Source organism: Planobispora longispora (genome assembly GCF_016863135.1).
Lineage (GTDB): Bacteria > Actinomycetota > Actinomycetes > Streptosporangiales > Streptosporangiaceae > Planobispora > Planobispora longispora.
In genome coordinates this window covers 14,478-31,478 of sequence record NZ_BOOH01000005.1, presented here as the reverse complement: position 1 = coordinate 31,478, position 17,001 = coordinate 14,478, and the positions used below count along the sequence as shown (strand labels likewise).

Genomic DNA, 17,001 nt, shown 5'->3' with positions numbered 1-17,001 from the left:
GCCGTCCGTGGTGTGAGCGACGAGCCGGACGCGACCATGGGCGAGAGCGGTTGCGAGGTTGACGTCCCCGGGGCGTTCCCGCCGGTCTCCGCGCCGATCGTCACGGCGGCGGGGACGGACGGGGACGCCCCCCAGCGGAGGTGAGGGAGACGCCTGTTACTCCGGTACAGGTCACGGGCACGGTGCTGACGACCCGCCAGGTCGACGCCTACCATGCGCTGACCGTGCTCGCCCCGCGCATCGCCGAGGGGTTCCGCCCGGGCCACTTCCTGGCGGTGGCCGTCGGCGGGCCGCACACGTCCATGCTGACGCGCCGTGCCTTCTTCATCCACGACGTCAAGCCCGACTACGGCGGCTCGGTGGAGTTCGTCTTCGCGGTGGACGGCCCGGGCACGGCCTGGCTGGCCGAGCGCCGCGCCCGTGACACTCTGGACCTGGTCGGCCCGCTCGGCCGCCCGTTCCCGCTGCCCCGGGACCCGGTGAACTGCGTCGTGGTCGGCGACGAGTACGGCTCCGCCATGCTCTTCCCGGTCGCGGACGCCCTCCAGCGGCGCGGCTGCCGCGTCGACTTCGTGCTCGGCGGGGCCTCGGCCGACCGGGTGTTCGGGGCCAAGCGCGCCCGCAGGATGACGGAGACCCCCACTCTGACCACCGAGGACGGCTCGCTGGGCGTGCGCGGCCGGGTGACCGACGCGCTGCCCGGCGTGATCGCCGATGTGCGGGCCGACGTCGTGTACGCCTGCGGCCCGATGGAGACGCTCCGCAGGGCGACCGCCGTGGCGGTCGAGTTCGACATCCCGATCCAGGTGGCAGTGGAGGAGCGCATGGCCTGCGGGATCGGCCTGTGCATGACGTGCGTGCTCCCGGTCATCGGCGAGGACGGGGTCACCCGGATGGTCCGCGCGTGCGTCGAGGGGCCGGCTTTCCGGGGGGAGCGCGTGCGCTTCGACGACGTGGGAACGATCCCTTTCGACGCGCTCGGCGCGCCCGGCGGAGGATCGCGAAATGTCAGTTGACATGCGGACGTACCTGGGACACGTGGAGCTGGCCAACCCGATCGTCACGGCGGCGGGGTGCGGCGGCTCGGGGGCCGAGCTGGCCCAGTTCTTCGATCTGGGCAGGATCGGCGCGCTGACCACGCGGTCGATCACCATGGCCCCCCGGGCGGGCCGCCCGACCCCCCGGATGACCGAGACGCCCTCCGGGCTGCTGAACGCCGTCGGCCTGCAGGGGCCGGGCGTGGACGCCTTCCTGGCGCGGGAGCTGCCCTGGCTGGCCCAGCGCAACGTCAGGACCGTGGTGTCCATCGGCGGCGGCACCGTGGCCGAGTACACCGCGCTGGCCCGCAGGCTCAACGACGCGCCCGGGGTGACCGCCCTGGAGGTCAACCTGTCCTGCCCCAACATCGAGGACCGGGGGCGGGTCTTCGCGCGGGACGGCGCGGCCTCGGCCGAGGTGATCGCCGCGGTGCGCGCGGTCATGCGCTACGACGTGCCGGTGGTGGCCAAGCTCTCGCCGGACACCGCCGACATCGTCAGCGTCGCCCGCGCGTGCGCCGCCTCGGGGGCCGACGCGCTGTCGATGATCAACAATCCGCTCGGCATGAGCATCGACACCGAGACCATGCTCCCCTCGCTCGCGGCGGGCACCGGCGGGCTGTCGGGACCGGCCATCCGCCCGCTGGCCGTACGCTGCGTGTGGCAGGTCCGCGCCGCCCTGCCCGACGTGCCCATCATCGGCATGGGCGGCGTGCTGACGGGCAGGGACGCCTTCGAGCTGATCCTGGCCGGGGCCTGCGTCGTCGCGGTGGGCACGGCGCTGTTCCACGACCCCTCCGCCTGCCTGCGCGTCCTGCGCGAGCTCGAGGAGATCGTGGCGGCGCGAGGGTACCAGCGGCTGGCCGACGTGATCGGACTGGCCCACCGCCCGCCGGGGGCGACCGCCCGGCACCGTACGGACTTCGAGGAGAGCTCGCTGTGACTCCCGCCCCCATCGCCGTCGCCCTGGACGCGCCCGACCTGGAGACCGCGGCCCGCTGGGCGAGCCTGGTGACCCCGCATGTCAGCACGGTCAAGGTCGGGCTCGAACTGTACCTGCGCTACGGCCCCGACGTGATCGCCTCGGTGCGCGGGGCGAGCGGAGTGCGGGTGTTCCTGGACCTGAAGCTGCACGACATCCCCAACACCGTGGCGGGGGCGGCCAGGGCCGTGGCCCGGCTCAAGCCCGCGATCCTGACCGTCCACGCGGCCGGAGGGCCGGCGATGATCCGGGCGGCGGTGGAGGCCGCCCCCGTCACCCAGATCGCGGCCGTGACGGTGCTCACGTCGCTCTCAGAGGCCGATCTCGAGCGGGCGGGCATCGCGGGGCCGCCGGACGACGCCGTGCGCCGTCTGGCGCTCCTGGCGGTCGGCGCGGGGGCGCAGGCTCTCGTCTGCTCGCCGCGGGAGGTCGCCGCGGTGCGCGCGGAGGTCGGGCCGGACATCACGCTGATCACCCCCGGCGTCCGGCCCCCCGGCGCCGAGAGTCAGGACCAGGCGAGGGTGGCCACCCCCGAGCGGGCGTTCGCCGACGGCGCCGACCTCCTGGTGATCGGACGCCCGATCACCGGCGCGGCCGACCCCGGGGCGGCCGCCGCGGGCATCGCCGCGGCCCTGCGGCGCTCCTCCGGCGCCGCCGGGCGAGCGGTGTGACGACAGGGGCGGAACGTGCGCCCGGGACGCGCGAAACGCCCGGCCAGGGCGCGGCGGGCAGTGTGATCTAGATCGCTTGGAACTCCCGGGTGAACCTCATTTCCGCCACACTTCGCAGTAATCCGGACGCGGACGGTGACGAAGTTGCCTTTCTGGGGAGAGAAATTGGTCTTGACGTTGCTTGGAACGCCGTGACCAGCTAGTTTCCCTTCCCGTCCGAGTACATCGACAGGAAATTCGAGGTGACCCGGCGTGGCTCTTCCTCCCCTTACACCTGAGCAGCGCGCCGCAGCCCTGGAAAAGGCTGCCAAGGCCCGTAAAGAGCGTGCCGAGGTCAAGAACCGCCTGAAGCACGGTGCGGTCTCTCTGGCCGAGGTGCTCAAGGATGGGCAGGCCGATGACGTCATCGGCAAGATGAAGGTCTCTGCCCTTCTGGAGTCCCTTCCCGGCGTGGGCAAGGTCCGCGCCAAGCAGCTCATGGAGCGGCTCGGTATCGCCGAGTCCCGCCGCGTGCGGGGTCTCGGCGCCAACCAGCGCGCCTCCCTTGAGCGTGAGTTCGGTGGGGCCGAGGGCTAATCTCGGTTCGTACCATCACGCTCACCTCGCAGCAGCGGGGATGGCATCAACGGGGGGTTTGGAGTGACCGGAACGTCGTGGCCCGGCGAGAGCCGGGTTCCGGAGGAAGCCGCGCGGAGCGGATCCGGTGACTCCAGACCTCCGGCCCGGAGCCCGGAGGAGGCGCGAGCCTCCACCGGGCCGACGGGCAACCGCCTGACGGTCCTGTCCGGTCCGTCGGGCGTGGGCAAGTCCACGGTCGTCGCCGAGCTTCGGCGGGCACACCCCGAGGTGTGGCTGTCGGTCTCGGTGACCACCAGGAAGCCCCGCCCCGGGGAGACCCACGGGGTGGAGTACTTCTTCGCCGACGGCGACGAGTTCGACCGCCTCATCGCCTGCGGCGAGCTGCTGGAGTGGGCCGAGTTCGCCGGCAACCGGTACGGAACCCCCAGGACGCCGGTCCTGGAGAAGCTCGCCGCCGGGGTCCCCACGCTGCTGGAGATCGACCTGCAGGGCGCGCGCCAGGTCCGGGCGACCATGCCGGAGGCGCTGCTGGTCTTCCTGGCCCCTCCGAGCTGGGAGGAGCTGGAGAAGCGCCTGCGCGGCCGGGGCACCGAGCCGGAGGACGTCATCGCCCGCCGTCTGGCCGCGGGCCGCGTCGAGATGGCCGCCGAGCAGGAATTCGACATGACCCTGGTGAACACGTCCGTCCAGGATGTATGCCACCGGCTGATAGCCTTGATGGCCGATGCTCCCGAGGCTTCACGCCCCGGACGTTCACCTAGCTAGGGGAAAACACAACGTGGCAAGCAACGCTGCCTACACAGAAGGCATCACCCACCCGTCGATCGACGCGCTCCTCGACATCGTCGACAGCAAGTACAGCCTTGTGATCATCGGCTCGAAGCGCGCCCGCCAGATCAACGCCTACTACTCCCAGCTCGGCGAGGGCCTGCTGGAGTACGTCGGCCCGCTGGTGGAGACCCACGCGCAGGAGAAGCCGCTGTCCATCGCGCTGCGCGAGGTCAGCGAGGGCCTGCTCACCACCGAGCCCATCGAGGGCTAGCCCTTGTCCACCGGGACGCCCGGCCGGGACACGCCCGGCAGGCCCAGCGTCGTCCTCGGGGTGAGCGGGGGCATCGCCGCCTACAAGGCGTGCGAGCTGCTGCGCCTGTTCACCGAGTCCGGGCACGACGTCCGGGTGGTCCCGACCCGGGAGGCGCTCCGCTTCGTCGGCGAGCCGACCTGGGCCGCGCTCTCCGGCAACCCGGTGAGCGCCGACGTCTGGGACGCCGTGCACGAGGTGCCGCACGTCCGCATCGGGCAGGGCGCCGATCTGGTGGTGGTGGCCCCCGCCACCGCCGACGTGCTGGCCAAGGCCGCCCACGGGCTGGCCGGCGACCTGCTGACCAACACCCTGCTCACCGCGCGCTGCCCGGTGGTGTTCGCCCCGGCCATGCACACCGAGATGTGGGAGCATCCGGCGACCCAGGCCAACGTGGCCACCCTCCGCGAGCGCGGCGCGCTGGTCCTCGACCCCGCCGTGGGCCGTCTCACCGGCGCCGACACCGGCCGCGGGAGGTTGCCCGACCCCGCAGAGATCTTCGAGGTCTGCCGCCGGGTCCTCGCCGGGCGCGCCCTCGATCTCGCGGGCCGCCACGTGGTCGTCTCCGCGGGAGGCACCCGCGAGGCCATCGACCCGGTCCGCTTCATCGGCAACCGCTCCTCGGGCCTGCAGGGATACGCCCTGGCCCGTACGGCCGCCGCCCGCGGCGCCCGGGTCACGCTGATCGCGGCCAACGTCGCGCTGCCCGATCCCGCGGGGGTCACGGTGGTCCGGGTCGAGTCGGCCCTGCGGTTGCGCGAGGCCGTGCTGGAGGCGGTGGAGGACGCCGACGCCGTGGTCATGGCCGCCGCCGTCGCCGACTTCCGGCCCGCGGCACGGAGCGATTCGAAGATAAAGAAGACCTCGGCCGAGCCGGACGCCATTCATCTGGTGAAAAATCCCGACATTCTCGCTGAGCTGGGGGAGCGCCGCCGCGACGGCGTGAAGCCGTACCCGTCGGTGATCGTCGGATTCGCCGCGGAGACCGACGACGTCCTGGCCAACGGCCGGGCCAAGCTCGCCCGCAAGGGCTGCGACCTGCTGGTGGTCAACCAGGTGGGGGAGAACCTCGCCTTCGGCACCCCGGACAACGCCGCGGTGGTCCTGGCCGCCGACGGCGAGCCGGTGGAGATCCCGCGCGGCCCCAAGGAGGCCCTGGCCGACGTGGTCTGGGACCTCGTCGCCGCGCGCGTCGACCGCGCTCCCTGACCCGGCCGCCCGGCCGCCCTCCCTTACCCGGTCGCTCTCCCTTACCCGGATCCCGGTCGCGCCCGGTCCTCCTCCGGCGGCGCGAGGACGCGCCCGCCCTCGGATCCCCGCGCGCCGCCCGCCCGGTCTCTTCGGCCGCTTCGCTTGCCGGAGATCCTCCGCCGACGGATACTGCGTCCGAAACGACCTGGAACGCGCTGCCAGGGGGTCTGATCATGCCGGTGCCCGCCGCCGTCAGAGCGCGCTGCCGAGCCCTGCTCCCCGCAGATCAGGACATCTGCTACATCCTCCCCGCGCTCTCGGTGGGCTCGCCGGACATGGTGACCTTCCTGATCGTGGTCACCGACAGGACGATCTCCGTGCTCTCCACCGAGCGCTTCGACCGCGACATGCCGTCCTCGGTCTACGCCACCCACGCCCGGCGCACCCGGCTCGGTCCGGTGGAGTTCTCCGCCGGGGCGATCATCGAGTTCGGCGGCATGGTGTTCGAGATCGACGAGGAGTACGGAGCGGTGGTCCGCGCCGCCGACGCCGAGGTCTTCGCCCCCGAGACGCTGCCCCCCGATCCGCTTCCCCACCTGTGACTCCGGACCGTCCCGTCCCGCGCCGCGACACGCGGGCCGCCGCGCCCGAGTACGGAATCGTGCTCGGATTCGCGGCGGTTTGGCCACGCCGCTCCAGGTGGAGCTAGACTTCGGCGGAACGCTACCGGTGCCCCCGCGCCGGACACCACCCGCCAGCAGCCGCTGCATGAGGAGCCCTGACTTGTCCCGTCGCCTGTTCACCTCCGAGTCGGTCACCGAGGGCCACCCGGACAAGATCGCAGACCAGATCAGTGACGCGATTCTCGACGCCATGCTCAAGGGCGACCCCAAGAGCCGCGTCGCGGTCGAGACGCTGATCACCACCGGTCAGGTCCACGTCGCCGGAGAGGTGACGACGGAGACCTACGTCGACATCCCGGGCCTGATCCGGGAGAAGATCCTCGAGATCGGCTACGACGCCTCGCACAAGGGCTTCGACGGCGCCTCCTGCGGTGTTTCGGTGTCCATCGGCGCGCAGTCCCCCGACATCGCCCAGGGCGTCGACGACGCCTACGAGCACCGGGAGGAGGGCGACACCGACGAGCTCGACCGGCAGGGCGCGGGCGACCAGGGCCTCATGTTCGGCTACGCCTGCCGGGAGACCCCGGAGCTGATGCCGCTGCCGATCACGCTGGCGCACCGCCTGGCCCACCGCCTGTCGCAGGTCCGCAAGGACGGCACCGTCCCCTACCTGCGCCCCGACGGCAAGACCCAGGTCACCATCGAGTACGACGGCGACCGCCCGGTCCGCCTCGACACGGTGGTCGTCTCCACCCAGCACGCCTCGGAGATCGACCTCAAGGAGATGCTCGCTCCGGACATCAAGGAGCACGTGGTCGACCCGGTCCTCGCGGGCCTGGACATCGAGACCGAGGGCTACCGGCTGCTGGTCAACCCGACCGGCCGCTTCGAGATCGGCGGCCCGATGGGCGACGCCGGTCTGACCGGCCGGAAGATCATCGTCGACACCTACGGCGGCATGGCCCGGCACGGCGGCGGCGCCTTCTCCGGCAAGGACCCGTCCAAGGTCGACCGCTCGGCCGCCTACGCCATGCGCTGGGTCGCCAAGAACATCGTCGCGGCCGGCCTGTCCGACCGCGCCGAGGTCCAGGTCGCCTACGCCATCGGCAAGGCGCACCCGGTCGGCGTGTTCGTGGAGACCTTCGGCACCGAGAAGGTCGACATCACCAAGATCCAGGACGCCGTGCTCCAGGTCTTCGACCTGCGCCCGGCCGCGATCATCCGCGACCTCGACCTGCTCCGCCCGATCTACTCGGAGACCTCCGCCTACGGCCACTTCGGCCGTCCGGAGTTCTCCTGGGAGGCCACCGACCGCGCCGAGGCCCTGCGCACCGCCGCCGGTCTGTAACCCCGAGCCGTTCACGACCGCCCCCGGGAGCCGTCTCCCGGGGGCGGTCGCCGTTCCGCGCCGGAGCGCCGTGAGCGTCCGCGGATGCCCCTGAGCGTCCTCAGCGTGGCCGTCGGCCGTCGTTCTGGAGGCGGCCGGGCATTCGCGCGCCGGTCGGGCCCGCGCGTCCGCAGCGCGCTCTCGCGCGTCCGCGGGCCCCGTCGCGAGTGGGCGGGAGTGCCCGCGCGCATCTGGTAGGACAGGTGGGTGGCTCACTCGACCCCCTCCCCAGACGACGGCGCCCTCCTGCCGCTCGCCTCCGTGCGCCCGGCCCCGGCCGGGCCCGCGGAGCGGCGGCCCGCCGGTCGCGGAGGGCGGGCCGCGGGCCCGGCGAAGGCGGCCCCGGCCAAGGGCGTGCCGGAGACCGCCGCCGTGCTGCCGGTCGCGCGGGTCGCGGTGGACACCCCGCTGCCCCATCTGGACCGGCCGTTCGACTATCTCGTCCCCGCCCCGCTCGACGCCGAGGCCGTCCCGGGCTGCCGGGTCCGCATCAGGTTCGCCGGGAAGCTCGTCGACGGGTTCCTGCTGGAGCGGGTCGAGGTCAGCGAGCACGAGGGCGCGCTCGCGCGCCTGGAGCGGGTCGTCTCCCCGGAGCCGGTGCTCTCCCCGGAGATCGCCCTCCTCACCAGGGCCGTCGCCGACCGCTACGCCGGGACCATGGCCGACGTCCTGCGCCTGGCCGTCCCGCCGCGTCACGCCAGGGTCGAGGCCGAGGAGCGCGCGGTCCCCGCGCTCGCGCCGGGGTCCTGCGCCCCGGGGGCCGGATCCTCCGCCCCGGGGTCCTCCGCGCCGGTGGACGAGCCGGCCTGCGAGGGGGCGGACGGGCCGGAAACGGGCGGTGCGGCGGCCGCCGGGGAGCCGGGGCCGTGGGCGGCCTACCGGGAGGGCGCGGCCTTCCTCGCGGCGCTGGCCGAGGGGCGCGCGCCGCGGGCGGTGTGGACGGCGCTGCCCGGGACCGGCGCGGACGGGCCCGAGTGGCCGGCGGCCGTGGCCGTGGCCGTGCGGGAGACGCTGCGCGGCGGCCGGGGCGCGCTCGTGGTGGTGCCCGACGGCAAGGACGTGGTGCTGGCCGACGCGGCGCTGAGCGCCGTCCTGGGACCGGGGGAGCATGTCGCGCTCACCGCGGGGCTGGGCCCGGCCGAACGCTACAGGCGGTGGCTCAAGGTCTCCAGGGGAGAGGTCCGGGTGGCCGTCGGCACCTGGGCGGCGGCGTTCGCGCCGGTCCGGGACCTCGGCCTGGCGGTCGTCTGGGACGACGGCGACGACCTCCACTCCGTGAAGCTGGCGCCGTACCCGCACACCAGGGAGATCCTCGCGCTGCGCGCCCACCACGGCCGCGCGGGCCTGCTCGTCGGCGGATACGCGCGGACGGCGGAGGCCACCCGGCTGGTCGCCACCGGCTGGGCCGGTCCGATCACCGCGGCCCGCGAGACGGTGCGGGCCAGGGCTCCCCGGGTCCGCCCGGCCGGCGACGACGCCGAGCTGGCCAGGGACGCGGCCGCGCGGGCGGCCCGGCTGCCCAGCCTCGCCTGGCGGGTGCTGAAGGCCGGCCTGGAGGACGGCCCGGTCCTGGTGCAGGTCCCCCGGCGGGGATACCTGCCCGCGCTGGCCTGCCAGACCTGCCGGGCCCCGGCCCGGTGCGGGAGCTGCGCGGGACCGCTCGCGCTGCGCGGCGGCCACGCGGTGCCGTACTGCCGCTGGTGCGGGCGGATCGCCGGGCAGTGGCGGTGCCAGGCGTGCGGCGGGACGCGGGTGCGGGCGCGGGTGGTCGGCGCCCGCCGTACGGCCGAGGAGCTCGGGCGGGCCTTCCCCTCGGTCCCGGTCAAGACGTCGGGGAAGGACGGCGTGCTGGCCGCGGTCGGGTCCGGCCGGGCGCTCGTGGTGGCCACGCCGGGGGCCGAGCCGGTGCCCGAGGGCGGGTACGCCGCCGGGGTGCTGCTGGACGGGTGGGCCCTGCTCGGCCGCCCGGACCTGAGGGTCGCCGAGGAGACGCTGCGCCGCTGGATGAACGCCGCCGCCCTGCTGCGGCCCGGGGCCGAGATCGTCGTGCTCGCCGACTCCTCGCTCCTTCCCGTGCAGGCGCTGGTCCGCTGGGATCCGGTCACCCATGCCGAGCGAGAACTGGCCGACAGGACAGAACTCGGTTTCCCCCCGGCGGTGAGAATGGCCACCCTCACCGGGTCCGCGGCGGCGGTCCGGGAAATGCTGGGGGAGCTGACCCTCCCCGAGGGGGCGCAGGTCCTCGGACCCGTGCCCGTCGAGCCCTCCAGGGACGACCAGGTGCGGGAACGCGCCCTGGTGCGGGTGCCGTGGGCGGCGGGAGCGGCGCTCGCCGCGGCGCTGAAGGGGGCCTCCGGGGTCCGCTCGGCGCGTAAGGCGGACGAGGTGATCAAGGTATGCATTGACCCGCTGGACACCATTTGAGCCGTTTCCCCGATTCGCGGCGCTGACAGTAAGCCGTTAATTTCTCCCTGTGTCGATCGAATGGGTGAATCAGGCCATAGACGATCTGCGTGCGTGGGGACGGGCGAACGGCCTGCGCGTCGACGTGGACGAGATACGGCTGCTCTGCGACTACGCGAGCGATTACCTGGGAGTCGACCACCTGGGCGATTTCAGCGAGGACACTTTCGAGGAACTGCTGCTCGACATCTACCCCCGCAAGGTCATCGCCCCGCCGGAAAGCGCTTCCGAGACGATCGCGGCGGCCCGCACCCTCGTCGACTTCCTCCTCTCGACCGAGGAGATCGGCGGCAAGATGGCCGCGCGCATGCGTGCCACCATCGACCGGGCCGAGCCCGAGATGCCGATCGCCCTGGCCGACACCACCCGGTTCGGCATGGCCAAGAGCCTGTTCAGCGCGATGGGCGCCGACACGCTGGAGGACGGCCGGCCGGCCCCGGAGGGCGAGTCCGGCGCGGAACCCTGCGACTGCCCGGGCTGCGCCCCCCTTCCCCCGGTGCGGCTGGCGCCCCGCGACGCGCTCGCCGAGGCGGCCCTCCGGGTGCCGCTGCTGACCGACGCCCGCCGCCTGGTCCAGTGGATGCTGGCCGGCGGCCGCACCCCCACCCTCAAGGGCCGCCTGCGCGCCCGCGACGCCGCCGAGGCGGCCACCCAGCTCGCCGTCCCCGACCCGGTCCTGCTGTGGGAGCTGGCGGTGCGCACCGGCCTGGTCGTGCTGGAGGGCGGGGCCGCCTTCGACGCCGAGGAGCGCGACCCGCTCCAGGTGTGGGCCGAGACGGTGGAGTTCCTCGTCGAGGGGGGGACCGGCGGGGCGGTCACCGGCTGGGAGGTCTTCGACGGGGAGCTGTACGGCCTGTGCGACATGCTCTACCGGCTGCAGGCGCCGCTCTCGACCGACCTCGTCATGGAGTACCTGGACGAGATCGGTCTGCTCGCCGAGGAGGAGGACCTCGACCTCGACGAGGCCGTGCGGCGGATGGTCCGCTGCGGGCTGGTCGAGCGCAGGGACGACGCGCTGGCGCTGACCCCCCTGGCGGTCTGGGGACTGCGCCAGCTCTACCTCCGCCTGCGCCTGGACGCCCCCGAGGCCGCCGACCTGGCCGACGCCGACGCGGCCGCGTTGATCGAGGGACTGCTGTCCGGAGTGCCGCTGGAGGCGGCCGAGGCCGACATCGAGAACTGGCTGAGCCGCCGGACCGCCGCCGCGGCCGCCGCCGAGCTCCTCGGGGCGGTCTCGGGCGCTCCCGCGACCGCCCGGGGCATCGCGGTGACGGTCGTGGACCGGCTCGGCCCCGAGGCGGAGGAGGCGGTCCGCGGCGTCCTGGGAGAGCCCGAGCTGCGCCCGCACGCCATCCACTGGCTGTCCGCCCGGGGGCTGGCGGCCCCCAGCCTCACCGAGGCCGAGGTGCTCTGGATGAGCGTGGACATGCTCGCCCTGGCGCTGCCGGCGGCCGAGGACGACCCGGAGTCGTTCAGCGAGAACATGGCGGTCTCCGGTCCTCCCGCGCACGTGATCGAGGAGATGTGGCGGGTGGACCATCCCGACGTGGTGGAGGTTCTGGAGCTTCTGGGGCGTTCTCTCCCGGACCAGAACGTGGCCAAGGCAGCACGGAAAGCAGCATTCAAGGCGCGTTCGCGCGCCATCGGCTGAGCCGTACATCCGCGGGGCTCCTGTGGAGTAAGTTTCACGGGTGGCAAAGAGCGGGAACACCGGCAACGTCTTCGATCTCGGTGCGTTGCGGAGGCTGGTCGACGAGTTGGGGATCGCGCCTCCCGAGGCGCGCGCGGCCGTTCTCGACGACTCCGTCGCCGGTGACGGCGACTGCGACTGCCCCGGATGCGACAGCGAGGCGCTGAGCTTCCCCCCGGTCGACCTGGCCTCCGACGCCGATCTCGCCCGCGCCGTGCCGCGGGTCCCGCTGGTGGCCGACGTCCAGCGGCTGGTGGCGTGGACCGGCACCCGCGAGGTGACCCCCGAGTGCCTGCTGCCCGACCCCGTCCGGGCCGCCGCCGAGCTCGGGCTCTCCGGCCCGGACCGGCTCCACCTGCTCTGGGTCGTCGCGGTCAACACCGGCATGCTGCGGATCTCCCGGGGCGTCGCCTCGCCCGGGCCGCTGGCCCTCTCCGCCGAGCTGCCCGCCACGGCGCTCCTGGAGTTCTGGGACGGCGTGGTCATGGACGTCCTGGACCGCGCCGACGAGAGCCTGACCGGGTCCGCCGTGGTGGACGAGCACCTCGCCGAGATGCTCGCGACGATGTACGCCGTGAACGAGGGGCTCTCCCACGCCACCCTGGTCAAGGGCATCCTCCAGTCGCACGAGGTGGCCTGCGAGGCCCGCCCGGCGCAGATGCGGGAGCTGACCGCCCGCCTGCCCGCCGAGCTGGAGGGCGCGCTCGCGCTGCTGCGCTACTGCGGGCTGGTCGAGCCGGCCGCGGCGGGCTGGCACCGGCTGACCCCGCTCGGCGTGTGGGCCGTCCGCCAGGACCTGATGCGGGAGGGGCACGACGCGCCCACCGGGGCCGAGGTCGCCGTCTTCGCCGACTTCGGCGCGGCCGAGCTGGTCGAGGCGATGGTCGCGGGCTCCGTCCCGCCCAGCGCCGTCACCGTGTGGCTGGAGTCCCGCTCCGCCGAGACCGCCGCCCGCGACCTGCTCAAGATCGCCTCGTCCGGCACGGCCGGCCAGCGCGGCACCGTGGGCACGATCCTGGAGGAGCTGGGGCCCGAGGCCGAGATCCCCTTCCGGGAGGCGCTCGGCGAGCCCGTCATGTGGCGCTACGCCGCCTCCTGGCTGCACATCCGCGACCTGCCCGCCCCGGCGCTCACCCCGGCCGACAACACCTGGCTCGCGGTCGACACGCTGGCCTCGCTGATCCACCTGGGCAAGGCCCCCGAGGGGATGGGCGAGTTCGGCGCGATCGAGCCGGGCGAGGACCTGGTCCGCATGGTCGAGGAGATGGCCGTGGTCGAGCACCCCGACCGGATCGCGGTGCTCGAGATGCTCGGCGCCCACCACGCCGACGCCGCCGTGGCCAAAGCCGCGCGGAAGGCGGCGATGAAGGCCCGCTCCCGCCAGGCCCGTAGACTGGGATGATCCTCGGGAAGGAGCCCTGTTGGCCATTCAGTCAATCCGTCTCTTCGGCGATCCGGTGCTGCGCACCGCGGCCGAGCCGGTCAAGGACTTCGACAAGGAGCTGCGCAAGCTCGTCAAGGACCTCACCGACACCATGCTGGACGCGCCCGGAGCCGGTCTGGCCGCGCCCCAGATCGGGGTCGGCCTGCGGGTCTTCACCTACTACGTGGACGACCAGCTCGGGCACCTGATCAACCCGAACCTCGACCTGTCCGACGAGATGGACGAGGAGGGCGAGGAGGGCTGCCTGTCCTTCCCCGGCCTGACCTACCCCACCCCCCGGGCGATCCGCGCGGTGGCCAAGGGCTTCGACATGCACGGCGAGCCCGTCACCCTCGAGGGCACCGACCTCATGGCCCGCTGCTTCCAGCACGAGACCGACCACCTGGACGGCGTGCTGTTCATCGACCGGATGGACTCCCAGCAGCGCAAGCTCGCGATGAAGGAGATCCGCCAGGCCGAGTGGAGCGGCATGGCCGCGCCCGTCGTCAAGTTCTCCCCGCACGCCACCCACGGGAAGGCTCTGTAGGAACCGTGCGCCTGGTCTTCGCCGGAACCCCGGACACCGCCCTGCCCTCGCTGCGCGCGCTGCTCGACTCGCCGCGCCACGAGGTCCTCGCCGTCGTCACCCGCCCGGACGCCCCGTCGGGCCGGGGCCGCAAGGTCCACCCGAGCCCGGTCGCCGAGCTGGCCGAGGAGGCGGGCATCGAGGTGCTCAGGCCGGCGAAGGCGGGTGATCCCGAGTTCCTGGAGCGGCTGAAGCAGATCGGCCCGGACGCCTGCCCGGTGGTGGCCTACGGCGCCCTGCTGCCGCAGGCGGCGCTGGACATCCCCCGCCACGGCTGGGTCAACCTGCACTTCTCGCTGCTGCCCGCGTGGCGGGGGGCGGCCCCCGTGCAGCACGCCGTACTGCACGGCGACGAGATCACCGGGGCGACCACGTTCCAGATCGTCAAGGAGCTCGACGCCGGTCCCGTCTACGGCATGGTCACCGAGGAGGTCCGCGCCGCCGACACCAGCGGCGAGCTGCTCGCCCGGCTGGCCGAGTCGGGCGCCGGGCTGCTGGCCGCGACCCTGGACGGCATCGAGGACGGCACGCTGGAGGCCCGGCCGCAGCCCGCCGACGGGGTGAGCCACGCACCGAAGATCAACGTCGAGGACGCCCGGATCGACTGGTCCGCGCCCGCGATGCGGGTGGACCGCCTGATCCGCGCCTGCACGCCCGCCCCGGGCACGTGGGCCGAGTTCCGCGGCCAGCGCGTCAAGCTCGGCCCGGTACGGCTGGCCCCCGAGGCCCCGGCCCTCGCCCCCGGAGAGATGGCGGTGTCGAAGAACTCCGTCCTGGTCGGCACGGCCACCTGCCCGGTCGAGCTGGGCGAGGTGCAGCCGCAGGGCAAGCGCCTGATGACCGCGGGAGAGTGGGCTCGCGGTGTGCGGCCCACCGGCGAGGATCGGCTGGTCTGACGAATCATGGGTGATCGGGGGAACGGCGGATCCGCCCCGCGTGGCGGAGGCCGTGGCGGCGGTGGCGGCCGAGGATCGGGCGCCGCGGGTGGTTCCGGTGGCCGTGGTCAGGGCGCGGGTGGTTCCGGCGAGCGCCGGGGGACCGCGGGGGGCGGCCGGAGGCAGGGCGCGTCCGGCGGCCGGGACCGGCGCCCGCCCAAGCCGGTCCACGACGAGGCCCGCAACACCGCCTACGACCTGCTGCGCGCCGTGGACGAGCGGGACGCCTACGCCAACCTGCTGATGCCGGCGCTGCTGCGCGAGCGCGGCCTGTCGGGGCGTGACGCGGGCCTGGCCACCGAGCTGGCCTACGGCACCCTGCGCGGCCTGGGCACCTACGACGAGATCATCGCCGCCTGCAGCGACCGGGCCCCCGAGGACCTCGACCCGCCGCTGCTGGACGCCGTCCGCCTCGGCGTGCACCAGCTGCTCAAGACCCGCGTCCCCCCGCACGCCGCCGTCGGCACGACCGTCGACCTGGTCCGGCTCCGGGTGGGCATCGGCCCGTCGAAGTACGCCAACGCGGTGCTCCGCAAGGTCTCCACCCGCTCCCTGGAGCAGTGGATCCCGATCGTGGCCCCGGATCCGGCCGACGACCCGATCGGCCACCTGGCCGTGGCGCACAGCCACCCCCGGTGGATCGTCACCGCGCTCCGCGACGCCGTCGGCGGGGACTTCGCGGAGACGGCCGCCCTGCTGGCCGCCGACAACGAACGGCCCCGGGTGACCCTGGTCGCCCGGCCCGGCCGGACCTCGGTGGAGGAACTGCTCGACTCCGGCGCCCAGCCCGCCGAGTTCTCCCCGTACGCCGCCTACCTGCCCGAGGGCGACCCCGGCGCGATCCCGGCCGTGGCCGAGTCCCGCGCCGCCGTCCAGGACGAGGCCAGCCAGCTCGTCGCGCTCGCCCTCACCCGCGTCCCGGTGACCGGCGGCGACGCCCGCTGGCTCGACATGTGCGCCGGGCCGGGCGGCAAGGCGGGTCTCCTGGACGCCCTCGCCACCCACGGCGACGTCGCCGCCCGCTCCACCCGCGACGGCGCCGCCGCCCGTCCGGAGCCCTTCCCCGGCGGGGCCCGCCTCCTCGCCGCCGAGCTGCAGCACCACCGTGCCCGCCTGGTCTGGCAGACCACCCGGAAGGCCGGGGTGATCACCGCCGACGGCACGGTCCCGGCCTGGCGGCCCGGAGCCTTCGACCGGGTCATGGTGGACGCCCCCTGCACCGGCCTGGGCGCGCTGCGCCGCCGCCCCGAGTCCCGCTGGCGCCGCGACCCCCGGAGCCTCCCCGAGCTGGGCGGGCTCCAGCGGGCCCTGCTGGCGTCCGCGCTCGACGCCGTCCGTCCGGGCGGGGTGGTGGCCTACGTGACCTGCTCGCCGCACCTGGCCGAGACCGTCACCGTGGTCGGCGACGTCCTCCGGGACCGCGACGACGCCGAGGCCCTCGACGCCCGTCCCTACCTCCCCGAGGTCAAGGACCTGGGCGACGGCCCGTACGCCCAGTTCTGGCCGCACCGCCACGGCACCGACGCCATGTTCCTCGCCCTGCTCCGCCGCCGCTGACCACCCGACGGCACGGCGCGCCGCCACCCACTGGTACCGCGTCGCTCCTGGTACGGCGCGTCACCCCTCACCGGTACGGCGCGCCACGGTCGCGGTGGGGGCCAATCGTGCCGGTTTGGCTCTGGAGGCGGGTTCTGCGGCGGGAAAGGGTGGCCGTCATGGAGATGATCGTTCACAACCCCGCCGAGGGTGTCTACCCCGCCACCGATGATTACGCGCACGCGATCGAAGTGCGAAATCCGTCTCGTTTTCTGTTCGTCGCGGGGACCATGGGGCTGGATTCCGGCGGCATCCCGGCGACGACGCTCGAAGGACAGCTCGATCTCATCTGGAGGAATCTCCGGGTAATCCTCGCGGAGGCGGGCATGAGCGTGGACAACATCGTGAGGCTCACGAGTTACCTGCGCGATCCCTCCTGCGCCGAGGCGAATGCCAAGGCCCGGATGGCGGCCTTGGGCGGGCGGCGGGTGCCCACGACGGCAATCGTGGCGCAGACGCTCGCCGAGGGCTGGCTGGTGGAGATCGAGGTGATGGCGGCGGCCTGAGCAGGGAGAATCGGTCGCTCGCTCGACGGGTTGTATCCGTGGAGGGACGGGCCGCGCCGTCACGGCCGCGGTGCTCCCCGCCGGTGCCGGCCGGCGTGGACATCCGCCCGGACCACCGGTCGTGCCGCTGGGCCGGCATATTCGGCAGGCGGCTTTCCCGGCCCCAGTATACGACACGGTTTCCTTGTTTTCTTGGAGATGGCCGCAATCGGTCGCCGGTTCGATTTGTTTTTTAAAACTGTATTTGCGTC

17 protein-coding genes are annotated in these 17,001 nt (G+C 73.8%); all 17 read left to right on the top strand.

Annotation, left to right across the window (positions count from 1 at the left end; genetic code table 11):
- The first annotated feature begins 12 nt into the window (after positions 1 to 12).
- The 17 genes from Plo01_RS40835 (at position 13) to Plo01_RS03185 (ending at position 16,750) form a co-directional block, all read left to right on the top strand.
- A complete protein-coding gene (locus tag Plo01_RS40835) occupies positions 13 to 144 on the top strand; it encodes a hypothetical protein (protein WP_275415356.1) in 132 nt (43 codons plus the stop codon).
- Complete coding sequence (locus tag Plo01_RS03260) at positions 141 to 1,016, top strand: dihydroorotate dehydrogenase electron transfer subunit (protein WP_203888962.1); 876 nt, start codon at positions 141 to 143, stop codon at positions 1,014 to 1,016. The genes Plo01_RS40835 and Plo01_RS03260 overlap by 4 nt, the downstream gene beginning before the upstream one ends.
- Positions 1,006 to 1,980, top strand: a complete 975-nt coding sequence (locus tag Plo01_RS03255) for a dihydroorotate dehydrogenase (RefSeq protein ID WP_203888961.1) — start codon at positions 1,006 to 1,008, stop codon at positions 1,978 to 1,980. The genes Plo01_RS03260 and Plo01_RS03255 overlap by 11 nt, the downstream gene beginning before the upstream one ends.
- Complete coding sequence (gene pyrF / locus Plo01_RS03250) at positions 1,977 to 2,690, top strand: orotidine-5'-phosphate decarboxylase (protein ID WP_203888960.1); 714 nt, start codon at positions 1,977 to 1,979, stop codon at positions 2,688 to 2,690. The genes Plo01_RS03255 and pyrF overlap by 4 nt, the downstream gene beginning before the upstream one ends.
- Positions 2,691 to 2,942: 252 nt before the next feature.
- Positions 2,943 to 3,266, top strand: a complete 324-nt coding sequence (gene mihF, locus Plo01_RS03245) for an integration host factor, actinobacterial type (RefSeq protein ID WP_184938997.1) — start codon at positions 2,943 to 2,945, stop codon at positions 3,264 to 3,266.
- A gap of 195 nt (positions 3,267 to 3,461) precedes the next feature.
- Positions 3,462 to 4,034 carry a guanylate kinase gene (gene gmk, locus Plo01_RS03240; protein WP_239315850.1) on the top strand — a complete coding sequence of 191 codons (573 nt, stop codon included), beginning with the start codon at positions 3,462 to 3,464 and terminating at the stop codon, positions 4,032 to 4,034.
- A gap of 13 nt (positions 4,035 to 4,047) precedes the next feature.
- Positions 4,048 to 4,311, top strand: a complete 264-nt coding sequence (rpoZ, locus tag Plo01_RS03235; RefSeq protein WP_068922649.1) for a DNA-directed RNA polymerase subunit omega — start codon at positions 4,048 to 4,050, stop codon at positions 4,309 to 4,311.
- 3 nt (positions 4,312 to 4,314) lie between these two features.
- Positions 4,315 to 5,559 carry a bifunctional phosphopantothenoylcysteine decarboxylase/phosphopantothenate--cysteine ligase CoaBC gene (gene coaBC / locus Plo01_RS03230; protein WP_203888958.1) on the top strand — a complete coding sequence of 415 codons (1,245 nt, stop codon included), beginning with the start codon at positions 4,315 to 4,317 and terminating at the stop codon, positions 5,557 to 5,559.
- Positions 5,560 to 5,774: 215 nt separating this feature from the next.
- Positions 5,775 to 6,143 carry a hypothetical protein gene (locus Plo01_RS03225; protein ID WP_203888957.1) on the top strand — a complete coding sequence of 123 codons (369 nt, stop codon included), beginning with the start codon at positions 5,775 to 5,777 and terminating at the stop codon, positions 6,141 to 6,143.
- Between the two features lie 181 nt (positions 6,144 to 6,324).
- The gene (metK, locus tag Plo01_RS03220) at positions 6,325 to 7,512 is read left to right on the top strand and encodes a methionine adenosyltransferase (RefSeq protein WP_203888956.1); all 1,188 of its coding nucleotides are present in this window, start codon (positions 6,325 to 6,327) and stop codon (positions 7,510 to 7,512) included.
- A gap of 246 nt (positions 7,513 to 7,758) precedes the next feature.
- Positions 7,759 to 9,975, top strand: a complete 2,217-nt coding sequence (locus Plo01_RS03215) for a primosomal protein N' (RefSeq protein ID WP_203888955.1) — start codon at positions 7,759 to 7,761, stop codon at positions 9,973 to 9,975.
- A 49-nt stretch (positions 9,976 to 10,024) separates the two neighbouring features.
- Positions 10,025 to 11,665, top strand: a complete 1,641-nt coding sequence (locus Plo01_RS03210) for a hypothetical protein (protein ID WP_239315838.1) — start codon at positions 10,025 to 10,027, stop codon at positions 11,663 to 11,665.
- A gap of 40 nt (positions 11,666 to 11,705) precedes the next feature.
- On the top strand, positions 11,706 to 13,106 hold the full coding sequence (locus Plo01_RS03205; protein ID WP_203888954.1) for a hypothetical protein: 1,401 nt from the start codon (positions 11,706 to 11,708) through the stop codon (positions 13,104 to 13,106).
- Positions 13,107 to 13,125: 19 nt separating this feature from the next.
- Positions 13,126 to 13,674 (top strand): peptide deformylase, encoded by a 549-nt coding sequence (gene def / locus Plo01_RS03200; protein WP_203888953.1) that lies wholly within the window; start codon positions 13,126 to 13,128, stop codon positions 13,672 to 13,674.
- Between the two features lie 5 nt (positions 13,675 to 13,679).
- On the top strand, positions 13,680 to 14,609 hold the full coding sequence (gene fmt, locus Plo01_RS03195; RefSeq protein WP_203888952.1) for a methionyl-tRNA formyltransferase: 930 nt from the start codon (positions 13,680 to 13,682) through the stop codon (positions 14,607 to 14,609).
- A gap of 6 nt (positions 14,610 to 14,615) precedes the next feature.
- On the top strand, positions 14,616 to 16,205 hold the full coding sequence (locus Plo01_RS03190) for an RsmB/NOP family class I SAM-dependent RNA methyltransferase (protein WP_203888951.1): 1,590 nt from the start codon (positions 14,616 to 14,618) through the stop codon (positions 16,203 to 16,205).
- A 158-nt stretch (positions 16,206 to 16,363) separates the two neighbouring features.
- Positions 16,364 to 16,750 carry a RidA family protein gene (locus Plo01_RS03185; RefSeq protein WP_203888950.1) on the top strand — a complete coding sequence of 129 codons (387 nt, stop codon included), beginning with the start codon at positions 16,364 to 16,366 and terminating at the stop codon, positions 16,748 to 16,750.
- The last annotated feature ends 251 nt before the right edge of the window (positions 16,751 to 17,001 follow it).

What these genes read in the sequence shown, in the direction of transcription:
- Plo01_RS03225 (WP_203888957.1), top strand. Translation starts at nt 5,775, where the DNA reads ATGCCGGTGCCCGCCGCCGTCAGAGCGCGCTGCCGAGCCCTGCTCCCC.
- Plo01_RS03255 (WP_203888961.1), top strand. Translation starts at nt 1,006, where the DNA reads ATGTCAGTTGACATGCGGACGTACCTGGGACACGTGGAGCTGGCCAAC.
- Plo01_RS03185 (WP_203888950.1), top strand. Translation starts at nt 16,364, where the DNA reads ATGGAGATGATCGTTCACAACCCCGCCGAGGGTGTCTACCCCGCCACC.
- Plo01_RS03190 (WP_203888951.1), top strand. Translation starts at nt 14,616, where the DNA reads ATGGGTGATCGGGGGAACGGCGGATCCGCCCCGCGTGGCGGAGGCCGT.